This window comes from Brachybacterium sp. P6-10-X1 (assembly GCF_001969445.1).
Lineage (GTDB): Bacteria > Actinomycetota > Actinomycetes > Actinomycetales > Dermabacteraceae > Brachybacterium.
Map to the genome: position 1 here is coordinate 2,840,418 of NZ_CP017297.1, position 18,513 is coordinate 2,858,930.

Consider the following 18,513-nt stretch of genomic DNA (forward strand, 5'->3'; position numbering starts at 1 on the left):
CCCGTACAGTGGTCCCTCGTGAGTGCCGGTCGGAGCACTCGTCCCGCCTCGCCGACGGAGGACCGGAATGCCCGCGCCGCAGCCCGCCGTCCTCCCGGCCGCGCCCGGCGCTCCCCTCCCCGCAGCACCCTCCTCGGATCCCACCGGGACGGAGACCTCCCGCCGCCTGCTGGGCGCCGAGCCCGACCCCCGGGCGCTGACGCTGTGGGGCTCCTCCTCGATGTGCTCCGAGGGCGGGGACGAGTCCACCCCGCTGCCGATCCGCATCCACGAGCACCTCGCCCTCTCCGCCGCCCCCGCGAGCGTCCATTCCTTCGGGGTCGGTGCCACCCGCTCCGCGCACACCCTGCTCATGCGCGGCCTGGACACCCCGCGCGTGACCCCGATCGGCGAGAGCGTCCGGGCCGCGGACGGCATCGTGCAGGTGCCCGTCGCCCTGGACCCCGCTCTCGCCCCTGCCGGGCCGCTGCGCATCCCGGGCACGATCAGCGGGGCCGCGGGCGTGCTGGACGGCAGCAGCGGGAGCTGGTTCTTCACGGCCGACGACGCGGCGCGGGACCCGGGCGGCGCACTGCTCGGCGACATGGTCGAGGGGGTCTTCACCTCCGCCCTCGCCGAGGTCGCCGACGCCTCCCGACAGGTGCTGTGGATGGGCAAGAACAACATCCTGGACGTCGCCGGCGTGCTGTCGGACACCCAGAGGATGTGGGACGCCGCCCAGACGCCCGAGGAGGACACCCTGGTGCTCGGCCAGTGGCGCACCGAGGCCGATCCGGACGGCTCGCCGACCGGGGACGCCGTCGGGGACGTCAACACCGAGCAGGCCCGCCGCTACGGGAAGCACTTCCTGGACCTCCAGCAGCTGCTGACCGGCGAGGCGGGGCTGCGCTGCTCCCCGCTCGCTCCCCTGGCGCTGCTGGAGCAGGGAAGCACGCAGGACGCGCTGGAGCGCGGCGTCGTGCCCCCGCTGCTCGTCGCTGCGGACGGCATCCACCTCAACGGCTGGGGAAATCTCGCGGTGAGCTGGGCGCTCGTGCGTCGCATGCGGGAGCTGGGATGGCTATGAGGCGTCCCTCGCCGCCTCGTCTGCGCGAGGACAGGCCCGGACGGCCTGCCGCCGCGACCCCGTCGCCAGCCCGTGCTCCGGCTCCCGCAGCAGCGTCCGCCGCTGCTCCGCGCGCCCCGTCCCGTCGGGTCCTGCTGCTGGCCGGCACCGCCGCGGCGGTGACCGCCGCCATCTCCTCCGGAGCGCTGTCGAGTCGCGGCGACGGCAGCGCGCCGACGGCCTCCGGCGGCGGCGGCGCGGCGGGCCTCGTCGCCACCAGCGCACTCTCCGACGCAGCGGCAGAGGACGAGGGTCGGGCGGCGATGGACTGGGCCGACGCGACCGGCGTGCAACCGGCGCCGGAAGGGTCCCGCTACGCCCCTGAGGAACCCGTCACCCGCGGGGACGTGGCCCTGGCGCTGCACCGTTTCGCCGGCTCCCCCGTCGTCCCCCTCGGGACGACCCCCGCACTGCTCACCGACCTCGGTGAGGACCCCGAGCGCGCCGCCGCCCTGCTCTGGCTGCACGGTCGCGGTGCGCTCTGGGGCGACGCCTCCCTGCGGGTCCACCCCGAGCGCACCGCGACGCGGGACGGCACCGCGACGATGCTCACCGCGCTGCTGCGCCCCGCCCTGGCCGGCGCCGGCTGGGACGTCCCGGACGACGCCACCCTCCCGCACCCGGTCGAGCCCTGGAGTGCGCGCGCGGCGGCACGGTGGCTCGGGGCCGCCGGCATCGCCCCCGGGCTCTCCGCCGGTTCCGAGGGAGCCGGCGAGGAGAGCACCACCCGCGGCGATCTCGCCCTCTGCCTGCACCGGGCCGACGCCGTCATCGCTTCCGCGCTGTCCTGAACAGCGGGCGGACCGCGCACGATCGCACCCGGAAAACCCTTCGACGTGTCGGTGCTCACGCATAGGGTTGAACCATGCCATCGACCCCTGCTCATGCTGCCTACCTCCGTCACCCCGACGTCCGCGGCGACACCGTCGTCTTCACCGCGGCCAACGATGTGTGGCTCGCTCCGCTCGCCGGCGGTCGCGCCTGGCGCCTGACCGACGAGGGCGCCCCCGTCGCCCATCCCAGGTTCTCCCCCGACGGCACTCACGTCGCCTACACCTCCCGCACCTCCGGCGGCCCCGAGGTATGGGTCATCGCCACCGAGGGCGACACCGCCCCGCGCCGGCTGACCACCTGGGGCAAGCCGTCCACGAAGCTCGTCGGCTGGCTGCCGGACGGCCGCGTCATCGCCTCCACCAGCTACCGCGCTCCCGTCGCCCGGGATGCGCAGCTGTGGGCGATCGACCTCGCCGGCCACGCGGAGCTGCTGCCGCTGGGACGGTCCGGCGAGGTCGCGATCCATCCGTCGGGCACCACCGTGGTCGCCACCCCGACGGGCCGGGACCAGGCTTCCTGGAAGCACTACCAGGGCGGCACCGCCGCGAAGCTCTGGATCTCCCGCGAGGACATGGCGCTGGACGCCCCGCTCGCCGCGCACGCCGCCCGTCGCTGGGAGCACCTGCTCGACGACGTCCTGGCCTCCAAGCGGCGCATCGCCTGGCACGGGGACCGCCTGATCTTCGCCTCCGACACCCCCGGCCCCGCCGCAGCCCGCACCGACCGCGCCACCGCGAACCTGTGGTCCGTGGCACTGGACGGCTCCGACCTGCAGGCCCACACCTCGCTGACCTCCGAGCAGGGCTACCTGCGCGAGCCCGCCACCGACGGCAGCACCATCGTGTTCACCTCCCGCGGCCGGCTGTTCGCGATGGGCTCGCTGGGCGCCGAGCCGCGCGAGGTCGAGATCCTGGCCTCCGGCGTCGGCGCCGCCCGGCTGCCGCGCCCCGCCTCCCCGAGCGCGAACCTGCTGGCCATGCGTCCGGTGCACGACGCCCGAGCCAGCGTCGTCGAGTGGCGCGGCGGCGCCCATGCCCTCACCCACCGGGGCGGCCCGGCGCGGCTGCTCGCGGGCACCTGCGGCCTGCGGCTGCGCGAGGTCCGTCCGCTGGGCCGCTCCCCCTTCGCCCTGTTCGTCACCGACGCGGAGGCCCTCGCGGACCGGGAGACGGGCGGCGTCGGCTCCGACGTGCTGGGCCTGGCCCGTCTGGACGGGGGCGGCGAGGAGATCCGCTTCGCCCTCGGCGACGTCGGCCGGATCCTGCACGCGATCCCCTCCCCCGACGGCTCCAAGGTCGCGATCTCCACCCATGACAACGTGGTGCGCCTGGTGACGCTGCGCGGCCTGACCGATCCGGCGACGACCTCCGCGGCCCCGTCGAGCAGCGGCTCCTCCCCGTGGGAGCAGGAGGGAGAGAGCGCCCCGGAGGCACCCCGTCTCGACCACGTGCGCGAGGTGGGGCGCTCCACCGGCGGCGAGGTCGCGGATCTGGCCTGGTCCCCGGACGGCCGCTGGCTGGTGTGGTCCGAGCCGAACTCGTGGATGGTCAGCCGACTGATGATCTCGGACACCGAGGACGCCGAGCCGATGGGCCGCGCGCTCACCTCGGGCAAGTACCAGGACGCCGCGCCGGCCTTCAGCGCCGACGGCAAGCACCTGGCGCTGCTGTCGCTGCGCACCTTCGAGACGGTCTACGACGACATGGTCTTCGACCTCGGCTTCGTCAACGCCGAGCGGCCCTTCCTGATCCCGCTCGAGCGCTCGACGCCCGATCCCTTCGGGCCGCAGGCCGACGGCTGGGGCGCGAGCGCCGAGGACGACAAGTCCGCCCAGAAGTCCAGCGACACGGACTCCGCCGGTCACGGCGCGACGGGAGCGCATGCCGCGGCCTCCGGCACCGGCTCGGCCGCAGATCACCCGGCCGGCGTCACCAGCCCCTCCGGGGCCGACGAGGCGACGAAACCGCCGGCCACCCGCGTGGACCTGGACGCCATCGAGGAGCGCCTGGTGCCCTTCCCCGTGCTCTCGGGCTCCTACTCGCACCTGCGTGCGGTCAGCGGCGGCTTCGTGTGGCTGCGTCATCCGCAGCAGGGCGTGCTGGGCTCCGCCCGCGCGGGCGTCGAGGGGGACGAGCCCAGGCCGACCCTCGAGCACTGGGGCCTGGCCGACCGCAAGCTCACCGTGCTCGCCGAGTCCGTCACCGATCTCGCCGTCTCCGGCGACGGGGAGTCCCTGGTCATCAAGCAGGGCGAGAGCTGGGTGCAGGTCCCGGCCTCCCGCAAGGTCGAGGACGAGGACCCCGCCCGGGTGACCATCGACACCGGGCGCCTGCGGCTGTTCGTCGACCCGGTCAAGGAGCGTCGCGGGATGCTCTGGGACAACTACCGGATCATGGCGCAGCAGTACTGGCGCGCGGACATGGACGGCATGGACTGGCACGCGATGACCTCCTGGTACGACCCGGTGATCGAGCGGGTGGTCACCGAGGACGACTTCCAGGACCTGATGTGGGAGGTCCAGGGTGAGCTCGGCACCTCCCACGCCTACGTGATGGGCGGCGTCTACCAGGCCGACCCCCCGATGCTGCCGGCCTACCTGGGGGCCGACATCGTCCCCCGCGACGGGCGCTGGATCATCGACCGCATCCTGCCCGGGGATTCCTCGGACCCCGACGCCCGCTCCCCGCTGCTCGCACCGGGCGTGGCCGCGCAGGTGGGCGATGCGATCGTGCGCGTGGACGGCCGCGACGTCGGCCCCGGCGGCGGGGGCGTGCTGGGTCAGCTGGTCGGTTCCGCGGACACCCCGACGGAGCTGGTGCTCGAGCGCGACGGGGTCGAGCGCCGTGTCGCCGTCACCCCGCTCGCCGACGACGCCCCGCTGCGCTACCAGGCCTGGGTCGCCTCGCGGCGCGCCCTGGTCGATGAGCTCTCGGACGGCCGCCTCGGCTACCTGCACATCCCCGACATGGTCTCCTCCGGCTGGGCACAGATGCACCGTGATCTGCGGGAGGCCTCCACCAAGGAGGGCATCGTGGTCGACGTGCGCTACAACAGCGGCGGCCACACCTCGCAGCTGGTCACCGACCGGCTGGCGCGGAGGGTGCTGTCCTGGGACTACCCGCGCCACGAGACGCCGGGCACCTACCCGCAGTTCGCCCCGCGCGGCGCGGTGGTGCTGGTGACCAATCAGGAGGCCGGCTCCGACGGCGACATCGTGAACGCCGTCGCGCGGGCGATGGAGATCGGCCCGATCGTCGGCATGCGCACCTGGGGCGGCGTGATCGGCATCGACGGCCGCTACGACCTGGTCGACGGCACCGGCGTCACGCAGCCGAAGTACGCCAGCTGGTTCCAGGGCGAGGACTGGGACATCGAGAACTACGGCGTCGAGCCCGACATCGAGGTGCCCCTGCCGCCGAACGCGTGGGTGGGAGGCGAGGACCCGCAGCTCCAGCGCGGCGTCACCGAGGCGCTCGCGCTGCTGGAGCAGACGCCGGCCGCGACGGCTCCCCCGCTGCCCGCGCCGCGCTTCGGCCCTCGGAAGGGCTGAGCGCATCCTGCTCGGTCGCCGACCGTCCCGACAGACCGGCGCCCGTCGCTCAGCGGAGGACGTGGGCGGCGATCTCGGGATGGCGCAGCGCCAGGTCCTGATGCTCGACGGGACGAGGAGCCCGTGCCGCCCCTGCCTCCCGCGAGGCGGTGCGGGCGATGGGATGGACGTCGTCGGGCTGCAGGTCGCGGGCGATCGCCTCATGGCCGAGGGCGATGCGCTCGCGGGGCGTCAGCGGGACGTCTCGCAGCTCGCGCGGGGCCACGACGCGGGAGGCGAGCAGCCGGGTGAGCGCCCCGAGGGCGACGGTGACGACGGCGATGAGCAGGATGAGGACGAGGCCGGTCAATGCGGAAGACATGCCTCGATCCTGGATCCCCTGACCCTTCAGGACAAGCGATGATTCGCACCCCTCTGTTCAGTCCAGCTGAACAGAGGTAGGGTCGCGGCATGCTCGATCCCGTCAAGCTCCGCGTCCTGCGCTCGGTCGTCGAGACCGGCAGCATCCGGGCGAGCGCCGAGGCGCTCGGCTACACCCCCTCGGCCGTCAGCCAGCACCTGTCCGCGCTGCGGCGGGAGACCGGACTCGATCTGATCGAGCGCACCGGTCGCGGGATCACCGTCACCGCGCACGGCCGGATCCTGGCCGCGGAGGCCGGTACCGCGCTCGACGCCCTGGCCGCCCTCGAGCGGACCGCGACGGACCTGCGCTCCGGCCGTACCGGAACTCTGCGCCTCGGCTACGCCACCTCCATCGCCTCCACCTGGATCCCGGAGCTCGCCCGCGACCTCCGCCGGCGCTACCCGGATCTCGGGCTCGAGCTGGTCCTGCGGGACTGCAGCTGCGAGGACCTCGCCGCGGACGGGATGGACATCATCGTGGGTGAGGGCACCTCCGACGCCGCTCTCGAGGACTGGGCCGTCCAGGACTTCCTCGAGGAGGGCTACGTGGCGCTGGTCGCGAGGGAGCATCCGTTCGCCGACCGTGCGAGCCTGCCGCTGAAGGACCTCGCCGAGCAGTCCTGGGTCACGGACGACCCCCTGGACTCCTTCTGGTTCGACCGGATCGGCGCGGCCTGCCGCGCCGCCGGCTTCTCCCCCTGTGTCGACGTGAATCCGGACGACTTCGCGACGGTGCTGGGATTCGTCGCGACCGGCGACCACATCAGCGTCCAGCCCTCCGTGATCGCGCAGGACCTGCGCCCGGACATCGTGGCGATCCCGCTCGATCCGCCGGCGCCCCGGCGGCGACTGCGCGTGCAGGTGCGCCGCACCGTCGAGCGCAATCCTGCCGCGCAGTACATCGTCCAGCGCCTCCACGCCGCGGCCGACCGACGCGCCCAGGAGATCCCTGGCGTCGTCCATCTCGGCGCCGTGGCCGGCGGCTCGGCACGCCATCCCGCGGCCGACCCGGCGGAGTCCGCTCCCTCCTCACGGCCCGCCGTGCCCGCCGCGCATCTGCCGGGCGTCATCGCGCTCTGACCTCCGGCCTCGCCGATGTCCCGCCTCGACGCCCGATGACGCGGCCCCGGGCGGCGCAGGTCCCGCCCGGGGCCGACGGGACGGGTGGACAATGAGCGGACATCGTCCGCGCCGCCTGCCGCGGCGCCCGGAAGGAGCCCCCGTGACCGCATCCGACATCGACCAGCGCATCGCGGATCTCCCCGTCGCGGTGGACCTCACGGAGGACGCCGTGATCCTGGAGGTCGACCTCGCCGGCACCGCCGAGCAGATCTGGGCGCACCTCACCGACCCCGAGCTCCTGGCCACCTGGTCCCCCATCGTGCCCGAACGGCCCATGACCGAGGTCGGCCCCATGCTGTCCCGGGAGACCCCGGAGGCGGACCCGGTGACCACGGACGTGCTGGCCACCGCGGGCGACCACGCCCTCTCGCACCGCTGGGGCGAGGACGTGCTGGAGTGGCTGGTCGACGAGGCCCGTCTGACGCTGATGATGAAGGTGGCCGCGCCCCAGGACGCGCCGACCTATCTGGCGAGCTGGCATGTGTGCCTGGCCGTGCTCGATGCACGCCTGGAGGGTCTCGGCCAGGACCGGATCGTGGGCCGGGAGGCGCTCGAGCACGGCTGGGAGGAGCTGCGCTCCCGCTACGCCGACGAGCTCGACCTGCCGGATCAGCCGGCGGTGTGACCGCGCGGCGACGTCCCAGCACGACCCCGGCGGCCGAGGGAACTCGCTGAACCCGACGGAAGGCGCGGCGCGTCGGCCGTCGGCCCCGTCGGCCCCGTCGGCCCCGTCTCAGGCCTCGCCGATGAGCAGCCGGACCTCGATCTCGTCGCCGACGTCGACGTCTTCGGCGCGCTGGACGACGACCTTGACCGGCACCAGGTACCCGCCCTCGCGCGGGAACAGGGACGTCGTGAACTCGGTGCCGCCGATGCGGACGGTCGCCGGGATGCAGCCCCACCCGTAGGTGACCTCGCGGGAGATCGCGCCGATCGCGTCGGCCTCCTCCTCGGGCACGGGGGCGAACACGAACGGCGCGGGGCCGCGCCACTCGATCGTCGTGGTGGTGAAGAGGAGGTCCACGACCTCGAGCGTAGACCCGCCCGGGTCCAGCGCCCCCGCGAATGCCGCATCTTCTCGGGAGCTCTGCGGAATCCGGGACCTCCGCGGAATCCCGGGACCTCCGCCGCTCCCGCGTCCGGAACCATCGCTACGATGGGGACATCGGCGGCGGCCGACCACGGGGGCACCGTCGTCGGGCTTCGAGAGCCCCCGGCAGGAGGCTGTGATGAACGACGACATCCGCACCTCGGACTCGTCCGACCCCGACGACACCGCCGGCCGCGACCTCGGCGTCCTCGTCGGCTTCGACGGGTCCGACCAGGCGGTCCTGGCCCTGCACTACGCGGCCCGCGCCGCGCAGCGCCTCGAGACCCGTCTCAGCGTCATCACCGCCTACACGGTGCCGCCGATGGTCTACGCCAACATCGCCTCCATGCCCCCGGAGACCGAGGGGGACGCCCGCAAGGCGGCCGCCGAGGAGGTGCTGGAGGAGGCCCGGGCGCACCTGCGCGGCTACCCGGACCCGGTCAATCTGGGCATCGAGGAAGGCGACGCCGCCGGAGTCCTCGTGCGCCTCTCGGCCGACGCCCAGCTGGCCGTGGTCGGCGCGCGCGGCCGGGGCGGCTTCCTCGGTCGGCTGCTGGGCTCGGTCTCCTCGGCGCTGCCCGCCCACGCCCACTGCCCCACCGTCGTCGTCCCGCGGCACTACAAGATCGGGACCGGCGAGGGGGCGGAGCGCTTCGCCCCGGAGAAGGACGACGCCCCCGTGGTGGCCGGCGCGGATCGCTCCCCACGCAGCCACGTCGCCGTCCTCCTGGCGGCCAAGGCAGCACAGAGCCGGAACGCACCGCTGCACCTGGTCATGGCGATGCCTCCGCCGGACAACTGGGGCGGAGGCTACGGGATGTCGGTCCCGGATCCCGGGATGATCGAGCAGCACCGCCAGGAGCTGGTCGATGAGTTGACCGGCTACGCCGACTCGCTGCGCGAGAAGTTCCCGGATCTGGAGGTGACCAGCGAGGTCGAGCTGGCGGACCCGGCGACGCAGCTGGTGGAGCACTCCGCCCGCGCGCAGCTGGTCGTGGTCGGCACCCGCGGTCACGGCCGGGTCGCCAGCGCCCTGCTGGGCTCGGTCTCCCGCTCCGTGCTCCATCATGCCGCGGGGCCGGTGATGGTGGTGCCCGACCTGGACCCGTCCCGCATCGAGACGGATCAGCGCAGACCGCGCTGACCGGCCTGCGCCCGGGCGGCGACATGGGCCGGGACGCGGATCGGGATGCACCGCGCACGCCGAGTCGCGGGACGACGAGTCAGGGGCACAATGGAGGACGTGTCCTCGAGCCGCTCTCCCCTGCGCCTGCTGCGCGGGACGGTCGCCGCGACGCTGGCCACCTCGGTCGCCCTGGGCGGCCACCTGGTGGGCGGCGGCGCGATGCCGTCATGGCTCGGCGTGGCCCTGCCGTGGTGGCTCTCGGTCGCGGCGTGCACCCTGCTGGCCGGGTCGCGCTTCTCGCTGGCGCGTATGAGCATCGCCGTGGTGGCGAGCCAGGCCCTGTTCCACGGACTGTTCATGGCCGGCACCCCCGGGGACCCCGGCGTGCACCTGGTGGCCCCGCCGGGATCGCATCTCGATCACAGCGCGCACCTCGCGGGCCCCGGTGCCGGCGACGCCGGCCCTGCCGCCCATGCAGGGCACTCAGGGGTCGCCTCCGCCGCCGAGCACACCCTGCACGGCTCCCACGCCGATCTGTGGATGCTGCTGTGGCACCTCGTCGCAGCCCTCGTCACGGCGCTGCTGCTGCATCGCGGCGAGGCCATGCTGTGGCACTCCTTCTCCCTGGCCAGGCAGCTCCTGGGAGTCCTGCGCCGTCCGTACGCCCTCGTCCCGGCCCCGACATCCCCGCTGCCGGCCCCGGCGCGGGTGGTCCCCGAGACCGCCCACGTGCGCCCCGCCCGGCGCGCCGTCCGCACTCCTCAGCTGCGGCGCGGCCCGCCGTGGGTCCTGGCCGCCTGAGCCGCGGCGGCGCGCCGCGCCGTCCCTCAGGTCGCCCTCCCGGTCGATCATCCCGCCCCGGCCCGACGCCCGGGCGGTCCCTCACGCTCCCCACCGCCTGCGCCCTGCCGCCCGGCGGATCTCGGGAGCCTCCTGGAAGGACCCCTGATGTCCCGCAATCTTCCCGCCCCTGCCCTCCATCGCGCTCGGCCCGTCCGCACGGGTTCCATCGGCGGCCTCTCCCGACGAGGCGCGCTCGCCTCCCTGGTGGTGCTGCCCCTGGCCGCCTGCGGCGCCGGTGGTGCCGAGACCGCAGATCCCGACGACGTCACCGCAGGCTCCGACGGCGGCGGGGCCGAGGCCACCGCCTCCGGCACGATCGCGGTCTCCGATCCCTGGGTCAAGGCCGCCGAGGACGGCATGACGGCAGCTTTCGGCGCCATCACCAACGGCACCTCCGGCGATCTCGTCCTGACCGGCGCGACCACGTCGGCCTCGCGCGAGGTCCAGCTGCACGAGACCTCCCCCGACGGCTCGGGCGGCATGAGCATGCAGGAGAAGGAGGGCGGCTTCGAACTTCCCGCCGGCGAGGAGCTCGTGCTCGAGCCCGGTGGGCACCACCTCATGCTCATGGACCTCACCGAGCCGCTGCGCCCCGGGGACCAGGTGCAGCTCACGCTGGTCTTCTCCGAGGGCACGGAGCACCCGTTCACCGCCACCGTCAAGGACTTCACCGGTGCCCAGGAGCACTACTCCCCCGGCGACGGGGAGGGATCGGAGGCCTCTGACGGCGGAAGCGAGCACGCCGGGCACGAGGAGGACTCGTGACGCGGCAGGAGCGGCACGGCCCCGCCGATGACCGACCCGACGGCGAGGACCCCGTCGGCGCCGCTCCCACCGGCACCGATCCCGCCGGGCCGGGCCCCGCTCCCATCGGGTCGGGCTCTGTTCAGCAGCCGGGAGGCCGGAGCGAGTCGGCCCTGCACCGGCCCGGGCGCCGACAGCTGCTGCGCGCCGGGACCGTCGGTGCCGGCACGCTCGGCGTCGGCGTCGCCGCGATCGGCCTGGACCGGGCCCTGCGGGATCCGGCGGCCTCCGCGACTCCGGCGGGGCAGTCCGGCCCGACGCTGCACGGCGAGGAGACGATCCCTTTCCACGGCGTCCACCAGGCCGGGATCGAGACCCCTCCGCCCGCGTCGGCGACGTTCCTGGCCCTGGACCTGCACCGGGGCGTGGATCGCGAGGGCATCGTGCGGATGCTGCGGCTGCTGACCGACGACGCCGCGCGCCTCACCCAGGGGCGGGCGGCGCTGGCGGACACCGAGCCGGAGCTCGCCGAACGGCCGTCGCGCCTGACGGTCACCGCCGGCTTCGGGCCGGGCCTGATGGAGTGCGCCGGGCGGGAGGCCCCGCGCTGGCTCGCCCCGCTGCCGGCCTTCTCGATCGACGCCCTCGAGGATCACTTCACCGGTGGTGACCTGCTGCTGCAGGTCGCCGCCGAGGATCCCCTGACCGTCTCCCATGCTGCCCGGATGCTGCTCAAGGACGTCCGGGCCTTCGCCGGGGTGCGCTGGGTGCAGCGAGGATTCCGCCGCGCCCAGGGCACGCTGGCACCCGGCACCACGATGCGGAACCTGTTCGGGCAGCTCGACGGCAGTGCGAACCCCCAGCCGGGCAGCGAGCATTTCGCGAAGGTCGTCTGGATCGACGACGGGCCCTTCGCCGGCGGCACCTCGATGGTGCTGCGCCGGATCCGGATGGACCTCGACGGCTGGGACGAGGTCGACCGGATCGCCCGCGAGAAGTCCACCGGCACGTCCTTGGACGACGGGGCGCCGTTGAGCGGCGGCACCGAGACCTCGCCGGCCGACTTCGAGGCGGTCTCCGACAACGGCTTCGCGGTGATCCCGGAGTTCGCCCACATGCGTCGGGCGAACGGCGTCGACGAGGGCGAGCACCAGGAGATCTACCGTCGGCCGTACAACTACGACGTGCCGCCGCCGGCGGACTCCACGGCGCTGTCGGAGTCCGGTCAGCTGTTCGTCGCCTTCCAGGCGGACCTGACCGGTCAGTACGTGCCGATCCAGCAGCGTCTGGCGGATCTGGACCTGCTGAACCAGTGGACCACCCCGATCGGCTCGGCGGTGTTCGCGATACCGCCGGGCTGCGCCGAGGGCGAGTACCTGGGGCAGGCGGTGCTGGCGTAGGCACGGCTCGCCACGGGCGGGTCAGCACATGCGGGACGCCAGCGGCACGCGCTGCGCCATATCGACAGCGCGTGCCCCTGGCGTCCCCTTCCTGCCAGCCGGGCGAGTTCCTGCCAGCCGGGCGAGTTCCTGCCAGCCGGGCGAGTTCCTGCCAGCCGGGCGAGTTCCTGCCAGCCGGGCGAGACGCTCGAGCAGATCGCTTCTCGCCCGTGGCAACCGGTGGCGCAGTTCTGGTGCTCCGGCGAGCCCCTCGTATGCTGGCACGACGCTGCGCGTCCACGCATCGGTGCTCGACGGGGCGCAGGCGACTCATCCGATCCGCAGGAGACAGCCATGCCTCGCTTCAACATTTCCGCCGACGACGCCGACGGGCCGCTGGTCGTCGGGATCGACATCGGCTCCGGCGGCACCCGCGCCGCCGTCTACGACGTCAGCGGGCGCGAGGTCGACAAGCTGACCCACAAGGAGTCCCACGAGTTCACCGTCGGCGACGACGGGACCAGCACGATCGATGCCGACCAGGTCGTCGAGGAGATCCGCACCGCGCTCGGGGCCGTGCTCGGCGGCGAGCTGCCCGGCACGGTGCGAGGCATCGGCTTCGACACCTTCGCCTCCTCGCTGGTCGCGGTCGACGCCGACGGCCACGCGATCACCCCCTGCATCACCTACGCGGACACCCGCTGCCACGCGCAGGTCACCGACCTCGCCTCGCGGCTCGACATCGACGAGCTGCACGAGCGCACCGGCGCCCGCCTGCATTCCTCATACACCGCGCCCCGCTTGGCCTGGCTGCGCGAGGAGCATCCGGAGGTCTTCGCCCGCACCGAGCGCTTCATGGCTCTGGGCGAGTACGTCGCCTTCCGGCTGTTGGGGACGGCTGCGCTGGGCACCGCCTCCGCCGCATGGTCGGGGATGATCGATCGACGCACCGGTCAGTACGTGCCCGAGCTGCTCGAGGCCGTAGGGGTCCAGGCGTCGACCATGGGCGAGGCCCTCGACCCGGACGACGCCCTACCGGTGGCCGGCACCCCGCTGGCCGAGGAGTTCCCGCAGCTCGCCGACGCGCAGTGGCTGCCGGTGATCGGCGACGGTCTGGCCGCGAACCTGGGCATCGGGGCACTCGGGGCGGGGACTTGGGGCATCTCCACCGCCACCTCCGGGGCGATCCGCCAGCTGCTGGACACTGAGATCTCCTCCCTGCCCAGCGGTCTGTGGGCCTACCGGGTGGACCAGAGCCGCACCCTGGTCGGCTCCGCCATGAGCGACTGCGGGCGTGTGCTGGACTGGGCCCGCAACGAGCTCGATATTCCGTTCGAGATCGCCAAGACGGATACCGAGGCCCTGTTCTCGGCCCCGCCGTCGAGCGCGACCCCGTTGGTGATCCCCTTCTTCTCCGGGGAGCGCGGCACCAAGTGGCGCGGCTCCTCCCGGGCCCTGTTCGCGAACGTCGGCGCCTCCACCACCGCCGAGGACATGCTGCGCGGCGCGATGGAGGGCGTGGCCCTGTCTTTCCTGCGCATCGCCGACCAGATGCGCGAGGCCGGCGGCGATCCGGAGCGGATCGTGCTCTCCGGCGGGATGACCGAGGCGATCCCCTCCTGGCTGCATCTGCTGGCCGACGCGCTCGGCGCTCCCATCGACCACGTCGCGGTCTCCCGCTCGACGATGCGCGGCTCCGCCGTGATGGCCCTCGAGCGGGCCGCCCCCGACGCCGCCGTCGCCGAGGCGCCCGTGCTGCGGCGCATCGAGCCGGTCGCAGAGCACGCCGCCTACTACCGCGAGCGCCTCGAGCGCTTCGAGAAGCTCGCCGACCTCGCCTGATGCGCGACCTCTGACGCCGCGACGGGGACAGGCGCCGCTGGGGAGCGAGGCCTTGCCGCGGGATCGGGCACAGCGGTACGGAAGGATCGGGCACAGCGGTGCGGAAGGATCGGGCACAGCACCGATCGGACGCAGCCGTGCGGTCTGATGTGTCGGAATGGAGACCACTATTCGACACGTCAGACCGCAAGGCGGGACTGATGCACGCTCAGGTGACAGTCGGGGTGTCAGGCCGCGAGGCTCACGGCGGGGTTCATGGTGCGCGGTTCATGATCGTCCCCGGGTTCTGTGCATGTGGCTTCCATGGACGGAACCACATGCACAGAACCAGTGAACGACCATCCGGACCGGTCACCCAGCCACCCGAGCACCCAGGACGCGCCCTCAGGGGCGCGGGAGGCGCTTCTCCACGGCGATGACCGCATCGACCAGGGGGTCGACGGCGGGGACGTCGAGCAGGTTCAGCAGGGCGCTGATCCGTTCGGTGGTGTCCTCCAGCACCGCAGCGGCGGCGATGGCCTCGGCCTGCGGATCCTTGACCTCGTGCCCGGCGCGCACGCGGTCGGTGACCCACGCGGTCCAGGCGGCGACGGCGGCGGCTTCGCCAGGGGCCTTCGCGGGCCCACCGAGCTCGGCGATCACCGGCAGCGCGCGCACGGGCAGCTTGGCGCTGCCGTCGGCGGCGATGCGGATCAGGTTGTCCGCCAGGCGCGGGTTGCGGAAGCGGTCCTCGAGGGCCGCCGTGTAGGCATCGAGGTCGGCGGTCGGCAGGTCCAGCGTGGAACGGGCCTCGGACCACAGCTGCTCGACCAGGGCGCGCACCTCGCGGTGGCGGATCGCCTCGTCGACGCGCTCGAGGCCGGCGACCTGACCGGCGTAGGCCATGAGGGTGTGGGCACCGTTGAGCAGACGCAGCTTGCGCAGCTCGTGGAGTCCGAGATCGTCGGTCAACTGCACCCCGGCTTTCTCCCACTCGGGGCGGCGGCCGCGGAAGCCGTCCTCGACGACCCACTCGGTGAACGGCTCGGTGACCACCGGGACGGCGTCGGCCAGGCCCGTGCGCTCGGCGACCAGCGCGGCGGCGTCCTCGTCGGCCGAGGGGGTGATCCGATCGACCATGGTGGAGATGACGTCGACGTGGTCGGCGAACCAGGCGCGGGTCCCTTCGTCGGCCGCCGCGAGCACGGCGTCGCGCAGCACGCCGCCGTTGCCCGTGAGGTTGTCGCAGGAGACCAGGGCGATCGGTTCCTCGACACCGGCCTCGCGGCGGGCCTTCAGGCCCAGGGCCAGCCGGGCCGGGGCGGAGGTCGCGGGGTCGTCGCCGGCGGCGTAGCCCTTCTCCGTGATGGTCAGGGTGACCACCGCGGTGAAGGGATCGGCGATCAGACGCACCAGGGCATCGACGTCGTCGGCCGGGTGCACCTCGTCGATCACGTCGACGATGCTGACCTCGTCGTCCTCGGCGCCGCGCACGATCAGGCCGTACCGGCCGCCCTGGGCGTTCAGCGCATCGGCCATCGCGGCGGTGCGGCCGGTGAAGGCGCTGACGGACCAGCCGCCCGCGCGCTGGGTGGCGACCAGGGTGTGGGCGCGGGCGAAGTTGCCGATGCCGAGGTGGACCAGGCGGCCCACGTCGGAGGGGGCAGGGGTGCTCATCAGTTCTTCTCTCCTGCAGCGTCGCCGAGGCGGAAGACCTCGCGGGGCTGCTGATCGGGCAGGGTGGCAGCGATCTCGCGGGCGTCCTCGAGACGCATCCGGTGCTCGGCGACCAGGCCTGCGAGGTGCGTCGCGTCGAGGCGGCGCGACATGTCGTGGCGCGCCGGGATCGAGCAGAACGCGCGGGTGTCGTCGATGAAGCCGCTGGTGCGGGAGTATCCGATGGTCTCGGAGACGGCCCGGCGGTAGCGCAGGATCGCGTCCGGCGCGTCGATGAACCACCACGGGGCGCCCGCGTACACGGAGGGGTACACCCCGGCCAGCGGGGCGATCTCGCGGGAGAAGACGGTCTCGTCGATCGTGAACAGCACGGTGCGGAAGTCCGGCTCGTGGCCGACGTCGTTCAGCATCGGCGCGATGTGGTGGACGTAATCGACGGCGACGGGGATGTCGAAGCCGACGTCGGGCCCGAACTTCTGGAACATCGACTCGCTGTGGTTGCGGTACACCGCGGGGTGGATGGTCATGACCAGGCCGTCCTCGGCCGCCAGGCGAGCCTGGTCGGCGAGCAGGTGGCGACGCAGGGCCACGGCCTCGTCGACGCCGATCGTGCCCGCGCGGGCGGCACCGTACAGGCGGCGGGCGTCCTCGTCGGCGAGCCGCGCGGTGCCCGGATCGATGTGGGCGTGGTCCGAGGAGACGGCGCCGTGGTCGCGGAAGTACAGACGGCGGGCGCGCATCGCCTCGTGGTAGCCGTCGTAGGTGCCGACGTCGACGCCGGCGGCCTCGCCGAGGGCGTCGGTGAGCACCGGGAAGTCGGGACGACCGGCCTCGAGGTACTTGTCCGGGCGGAACGTGGGGATCACGCGGCCGCCGAAGCCGGCATCGGCCGCGAGGGCGTCGTGGGGCGCGAGGTCGTCGACGGGGTCGTCGGTGGTGGCGAGCACCTGGATGCCGAAGCGCTCGAAGAGGGCGCGGGGGCGGAACTCGGGCCGGGCGAGCTTCTCGGCGAGCGCGTCGTACATCGCGTCGGCGGTGCGCGGGTTCAGCACGGTCTCCAGGCCGAAGACCTCGTAGAACTCGTGCTCCATCCAGTAGCGCGAGGGGGTGCCGGCGTAGGCGTGCCAGTGCTCGGCGAGCAGGTGCCAGGCCTTGCGGGAGTCCTTCTCGTCCAGCGGGCCGCGACCGACGCCGAGGTCGGCGAGGTCGACGCCGCGGGAGTGCATCAGCCGGTTGACGTAGTGGTCCGGGGTGATGAACAGCGAGGTCGGGTCGCGGAAGGGCTCGTCGTCCAGCAGCAGCCGGGGGTCGACGTGGCCGTGCGGCGAGACGATGGGCTGATCCTTCATCCCGTCGTAGAGGTCGCGCGCGATGCCCCGGACAGCAGGGTCCGTGGGCAGCAGTCGGTCAGAGTGGGGCACGTAGGCGTCGTCGCTCATGGATCCATCCTCCCGCGCGGGACCGGCCCGGGTCCCCCGGTTGTCATCGGTTGCCGACCAGGTCAGAGCCGCGCCGAGCGCTTTCCCAGGTCATGGGCGCCCAGCGTACCGGCGCACGGGCCCGACGAGGCGGGCCCGGGCGCCGCCGACGACGGTGCGGGCCGCCCATCCGTCGCCCCCCATCGGTCGCGCCGCCCATCCGTCGCGTCGCCCATCCGTCGCGTCGCCCATCCGTCGTGCCGCCAGGCCGTCGCGCTGCCGGGCTCACCCCGTGCCCCGCGGCCCGGTGGTGCCGCGCGGCACCAGGCGCACGGGCAGGGAACCCTCGACCGGGGTGCGGTGGGCCGAGGGATTCTCGATCCGTCGCACGAGACGTTCGACGGCGGCGCGGCCCTGGGCCCGCTTCGGGGTGACGACTGTGGTCAACCCGCCGCCGATGAATCGTGAGAGGAGGATGTCGTCGTGGCCCATGACCGACAGCTCGGAGGGCACCTTGACCCCGGTCCGCAGCGCGGAGACCAGGAACCCGAAGGCGACCAGATCGTTGTAGCAGACCACGGCGTGCGGCAGGGAGTCGCGCAGCTCCTCGAAAGCCTGCTCCCCGCCGACGGTGGTCGGGGCGAAGGGACCGTGACGCTGGACGACCAGGCCGTTCGCGCGGGCGGCGGCGCGGGCGGCGCGCCACCGCTCGCTGTCGGACCAGGAGTTCACCGGGCCGGCGACGTAGGTGACCGTGCGGATGCCGTTCTCCGCGAGGTGCGCCATCGCCTGCTGCATCCCGTGCTCGTAGTCGGGCGTCACGGAGTCCAGGCCCGCGACGCGGCGGTTGAGGACGACGACGGGGATCCGCTTGGTGAGGTGGTTCAGCGTCGCGTCCGACAGCCGGGTGCCGGACAGCACGATCCCGTCGACGACGTTGATCGCGCTCTCGAGGCTCGAGCGCTCCCGCACCTCGTCCTCCACGGTGTCGAGCAGGAGCATCAGGAAGTCCTGCTCGTGGGCGGATTCCTGCATGCCGGAGACGAGCTCGGCGAAGTAGGGGTTGGTGAGGTCGGCGATCTCGATGCCGAGGCGGTGGTGACGCTCGTCGCGCTCCTGAGCGTCAGGGGCGGCGGTGCGGTAGTTCAGCTGCTTGGCCGCGGCCATCACCGTGGCGTGCGTGGCGGCGCTGACGCGGCCGGGCCGGGAGAAGGCCCGGGAGACGGTCGACGGCGCGACCCCGGCGGTCTTGGCGACGTCGTAGATCGTCACGCGCTTGTCCGCCACCTGGTCGCTCCGTCCTCGCCTGCGCGGCGATACGCTCTCGCTCCGGCACGGCGCCGGATGCTCCGCCGGGAACGGTCGTCGTCGCCGGGGCCCGGGAGAGGAACTCTACCCCGCC

15 protein-coding genes are annotated in these 18,513 nt (G+C 73.6%); 10 read left to right on the forward strand and 5 right to left on the reverse strand.

Translation table 11 applies throughout. The features are described 5' to 3' along the window. The first annotated feature begins 67 nt into the window (after positions 1-67). From BH708_RS12770 to BH708_RS12780, 3 genes are all read left to right on the forward strand, one after another. The gene (locus BH708_RS12770) at positions 68-1,066 is read left to right on the forward strand and encodes a hypothetical protein (RefSeq protein WP_076809204.1); all 999 of its coding nucleotides are present in this window, start codon (positions 68-70) and stop codon (positions 1,064-1,066) included. 158 nt (positions 1,067-1,224) lie between these two features. After that, positions 1,225-1,896, forward strand: coding sequence for a hypothetical protein (locus BH708_RS12775; RefSeq protein ID WP_076809206.1), 672 nt, complete (start codon positions 1,225-1,227; stop codon positions 1,894-1,896). A 74-nt stretch (positions 1,897-1,970) separates the two neighbouring features. After that, a complete protein-coding gene (locus BH708_RS12780) occupies positions 1,971-5,489 on the forward strand; it encodes a S41 family peptidase (protein WP_076809208.1) in 3,519 nt (1,172 codons plus the stop codon). Positions 5,490-5,538: 49 nt separating this feature from the next. Here the strand turns inward: BH708_RS12780 and BH708_RS12785 are convergent, their stop codons facing one another. Beyond that, on the reverse strand, positions 5,539-5,850 hold the full coding sequence (locus BH708_RS12785) for a hypothetical protein (protein WP_076809210.1): 312 nt from the start codon (positions 5,848-5,850) through the stop codon (positions 5,539-5,541). Between the two features lie 89 nt (positions 5,851-5,939). Between BH708_RS12785 and BH708_RS12790 the strand changes: the two genes are divergently transcribed. Further along, a complete protein-coding gene (locus BH708_RS12790) occupies positions 5,940-6,971 on the forward strand; it encodes a LysR family transcriptional regulator (RefSeq protein ID WP_076809212.1) in 1,032 nt (343 codons plus the stop codon). A 142-nt stretch (positions 6,972-7,113) separates the two neighbouring features. Then, positions 7,114-7,638: a hypothetical protein gene (locus tag BH708_RS12795; protein ID WP_157235940.1), complete on the forward strand. Its 525-nt coding sequence runs from the start codon at positions 7,114-7,116 to the stop codon at positions 7,636-7,638. Between the two features lie 108 nt (positions 7,639-7,746). Here BH708_RS12795 and BH708_RS20375 read toward each other — a convergent pair whose 3' ends face one another. Continuing rightward, positions 7,747-8,037, reverse strand: coding sequence for a DUF1905 domain-containing protein (locus BH708_RS20375; RefSeq protein ID WP_076809216.1), 291 nt, complete (start codon positions 8,035-8,037; stop codon positions 7,747-7,749). Positions 8,038-8,242: 205 nt separating this feature from the next. On the opposite strand from BH708_RS20375, the gene BH708_RS12805 reads away from it, so the two are divergent. The 5 genes from BH708_RS12805 (at position 8,243) to BH708_RS12825 (ending at position 14,037) form a co-directional block, all read left to right on the forward strand. Continuing rightward, positions 8,243-9,247 (forward strand): universal stress protein, encoded by a 1,005-nt coding sequence (locus tag BH708_RS12805; RefSeq protein ID WP_076809218.1) that lies wholly within the window; start codon positions 8,243-8,245, stop codon positions 9,245-9,247. 90 nt (positions 9,248-9,337) lie between these two features. Next, entirely contained in the window at positions 9,338-10,030 is a 693-nt protein-coding gene (locus BH708_RS12810; protein ID WP_253705321.1) for a hypothetical protein, read from the forward strand. A gap of 147 nt (positions 10,031-10,177) precedes the next feature. Continuing rightward, a complete protein-coding gene (locus BH708_RS12815; protein ID WP_083713567.1) occupies positions 10,178-10,837 on the forward strand; it encodes a copper chaperone PCu(A)C in 660 nt (219 codons plus the stop codon). Between the two features lie 152 nt (positions 10,838-10,989). Then, positions 10,990-12,216: a Dyp-type peroxidase gene (locus BH708_RS12820; protein ID WP_076811248.1), complete on the forward strand. Its 1,227-nt coding sequence runs from the start codon at positions 10,990-10,992 to the stop codon at positions 12,214-12,216. 333 nt (positions 12,217-12,549) lie between these two features. Continuing rightward, positions 12,550-14,037: a gluconokinase gene (locus BH708_RS12825; RefSeq protein ID WP_076809220.1), complete on the forward strand. Its 1,488-nt coding sequence runs from the start codon at positions 12,550-12,552 to the stop codon at positions 14,035-14,037. A gap of 384 nt (positions 14,038-14,421) precedes the next feature. Here BH708_RS12825 and BH708_RS12830 read toward each other — a convergent pair whose 3' ends face one another. The 3 genes from BH708_RS12830 to BH708_RS12840 all read right to left on the reverse strand — a co-directional run bounded on the left by BH708_RS12830 (position 14,422) and on the right by BH708_RS12840 (position 18,398). Further along, positions 14,422-15,693, reverse strand: a complete 1,272-nt coding sequence (locus tag BH708_RS12830) for a mannitol dehydrogenase family protein (RefSeq protein WP_076809222.1) — start codon at positions 15,691-15,693, stop codon at positions 14,422-14,424. Continuing rightward, a complete protein-coding gene (gene uxaC / locus BH708_RS12835) occupies positions 15,693-17,132 on the reverse strand; it encodes a glucuronate isomerase (RefSeq protein ID WP_076809224.1) in 1,440 nt (479 codons plus the stop codon). The genes BH708_RS12830 and uxaC overlap by 1 nt, the downstream gene beginning before the upstream one ends. 264 nt (positions 17,133-17,396) lie before the next feature. After that, positions 17,397-18,398 carry a LacI family DNA-binding transcriptional regulator gene (locus BH708_RS12840; RefSeq protein WP_076809226.1) on the reverse strand — a complete coding sequence of 334 codons (1,002 nt, stop codon included), beginning with the start codon at positions 18,396-18,398 and terminating at the stop codon, positions 17,397-17,399. Between the last annotated feature and the right edge of the window lie 115 nt (positions 18,399-18,513).

Bases quoted from the DNA above. Each gene is read 5' to 3' on its own strand.
- BH708_RS12805 (WP_076809218.1), top strand. From the start codon at position 8,243: ATGAACGACGACATCCGCACCTCGGACTCGTCCGACCCCGACGACACC.
- BH708_RS12770 (WP_076809204.1), top strand. From the start codon at position 68: ATGCCCGCGCCGCAGCCCGCCGTCCTCCCGGCCGCGCCCGGCGCTCCC.
- BH708_RS12825 (WP_076809220.1), top strand. From the start codon at position 12,550: ATGCCTCGCTTCAACATTTCCGCCGACGACGCCGACGGGCCGCTGGTC.
- BH708_RS12830 (WP_076809222.1), bottom strand. From the start codon at position 15,693: ATGAGCACCCCTGCCCCCTCCGACGTGGGCCGCCTGGTCCACCTCGGC.
- BH708_RS12780 (WP_076809208.1), top strand. From the start codon at position 1,971: ATGCCATCGACCCCTGCTCATGCTGCCTACCTCCGTCACCCCGACGTC.
- BH708_RS12790 (WP_076809212.1), top strand. From the start codon at position 5,940: ATGCTCGATCCCGTCAAGCTCCGCGTCCTGCGCTCGGTCGTCGAGACC.
- BH708_RS12815 (WP_083713567.1), top strand. From the start codon at position 10,178: ATGTCCCGCAATCTTCCCGCCCCTGCCCTCCATCGCGCTCGGCCCGTC.
- BH708_RS12810 (WP_253705321.1), top strand. From the start codon at position 9,338: ATGGAGGACGTGTCCTCGAGCCGCTCTCCCCTGCGCCTGCTGCGCGGG.
- uxaC (WP_076809224.1), bottom strand. From the start codon at position 17,132: ATGAGCGACGACGCCTACGTGCCCCACTCTGACCGACTGCTGCCCACG.
- BH708_RS12785 (WP_076809210.1), bottom strand. From the start codon at position 5,850: ATGTCTTCCGCATTGACCGGCCTCGTCCTCATCCTGCTCATCGCCGTC.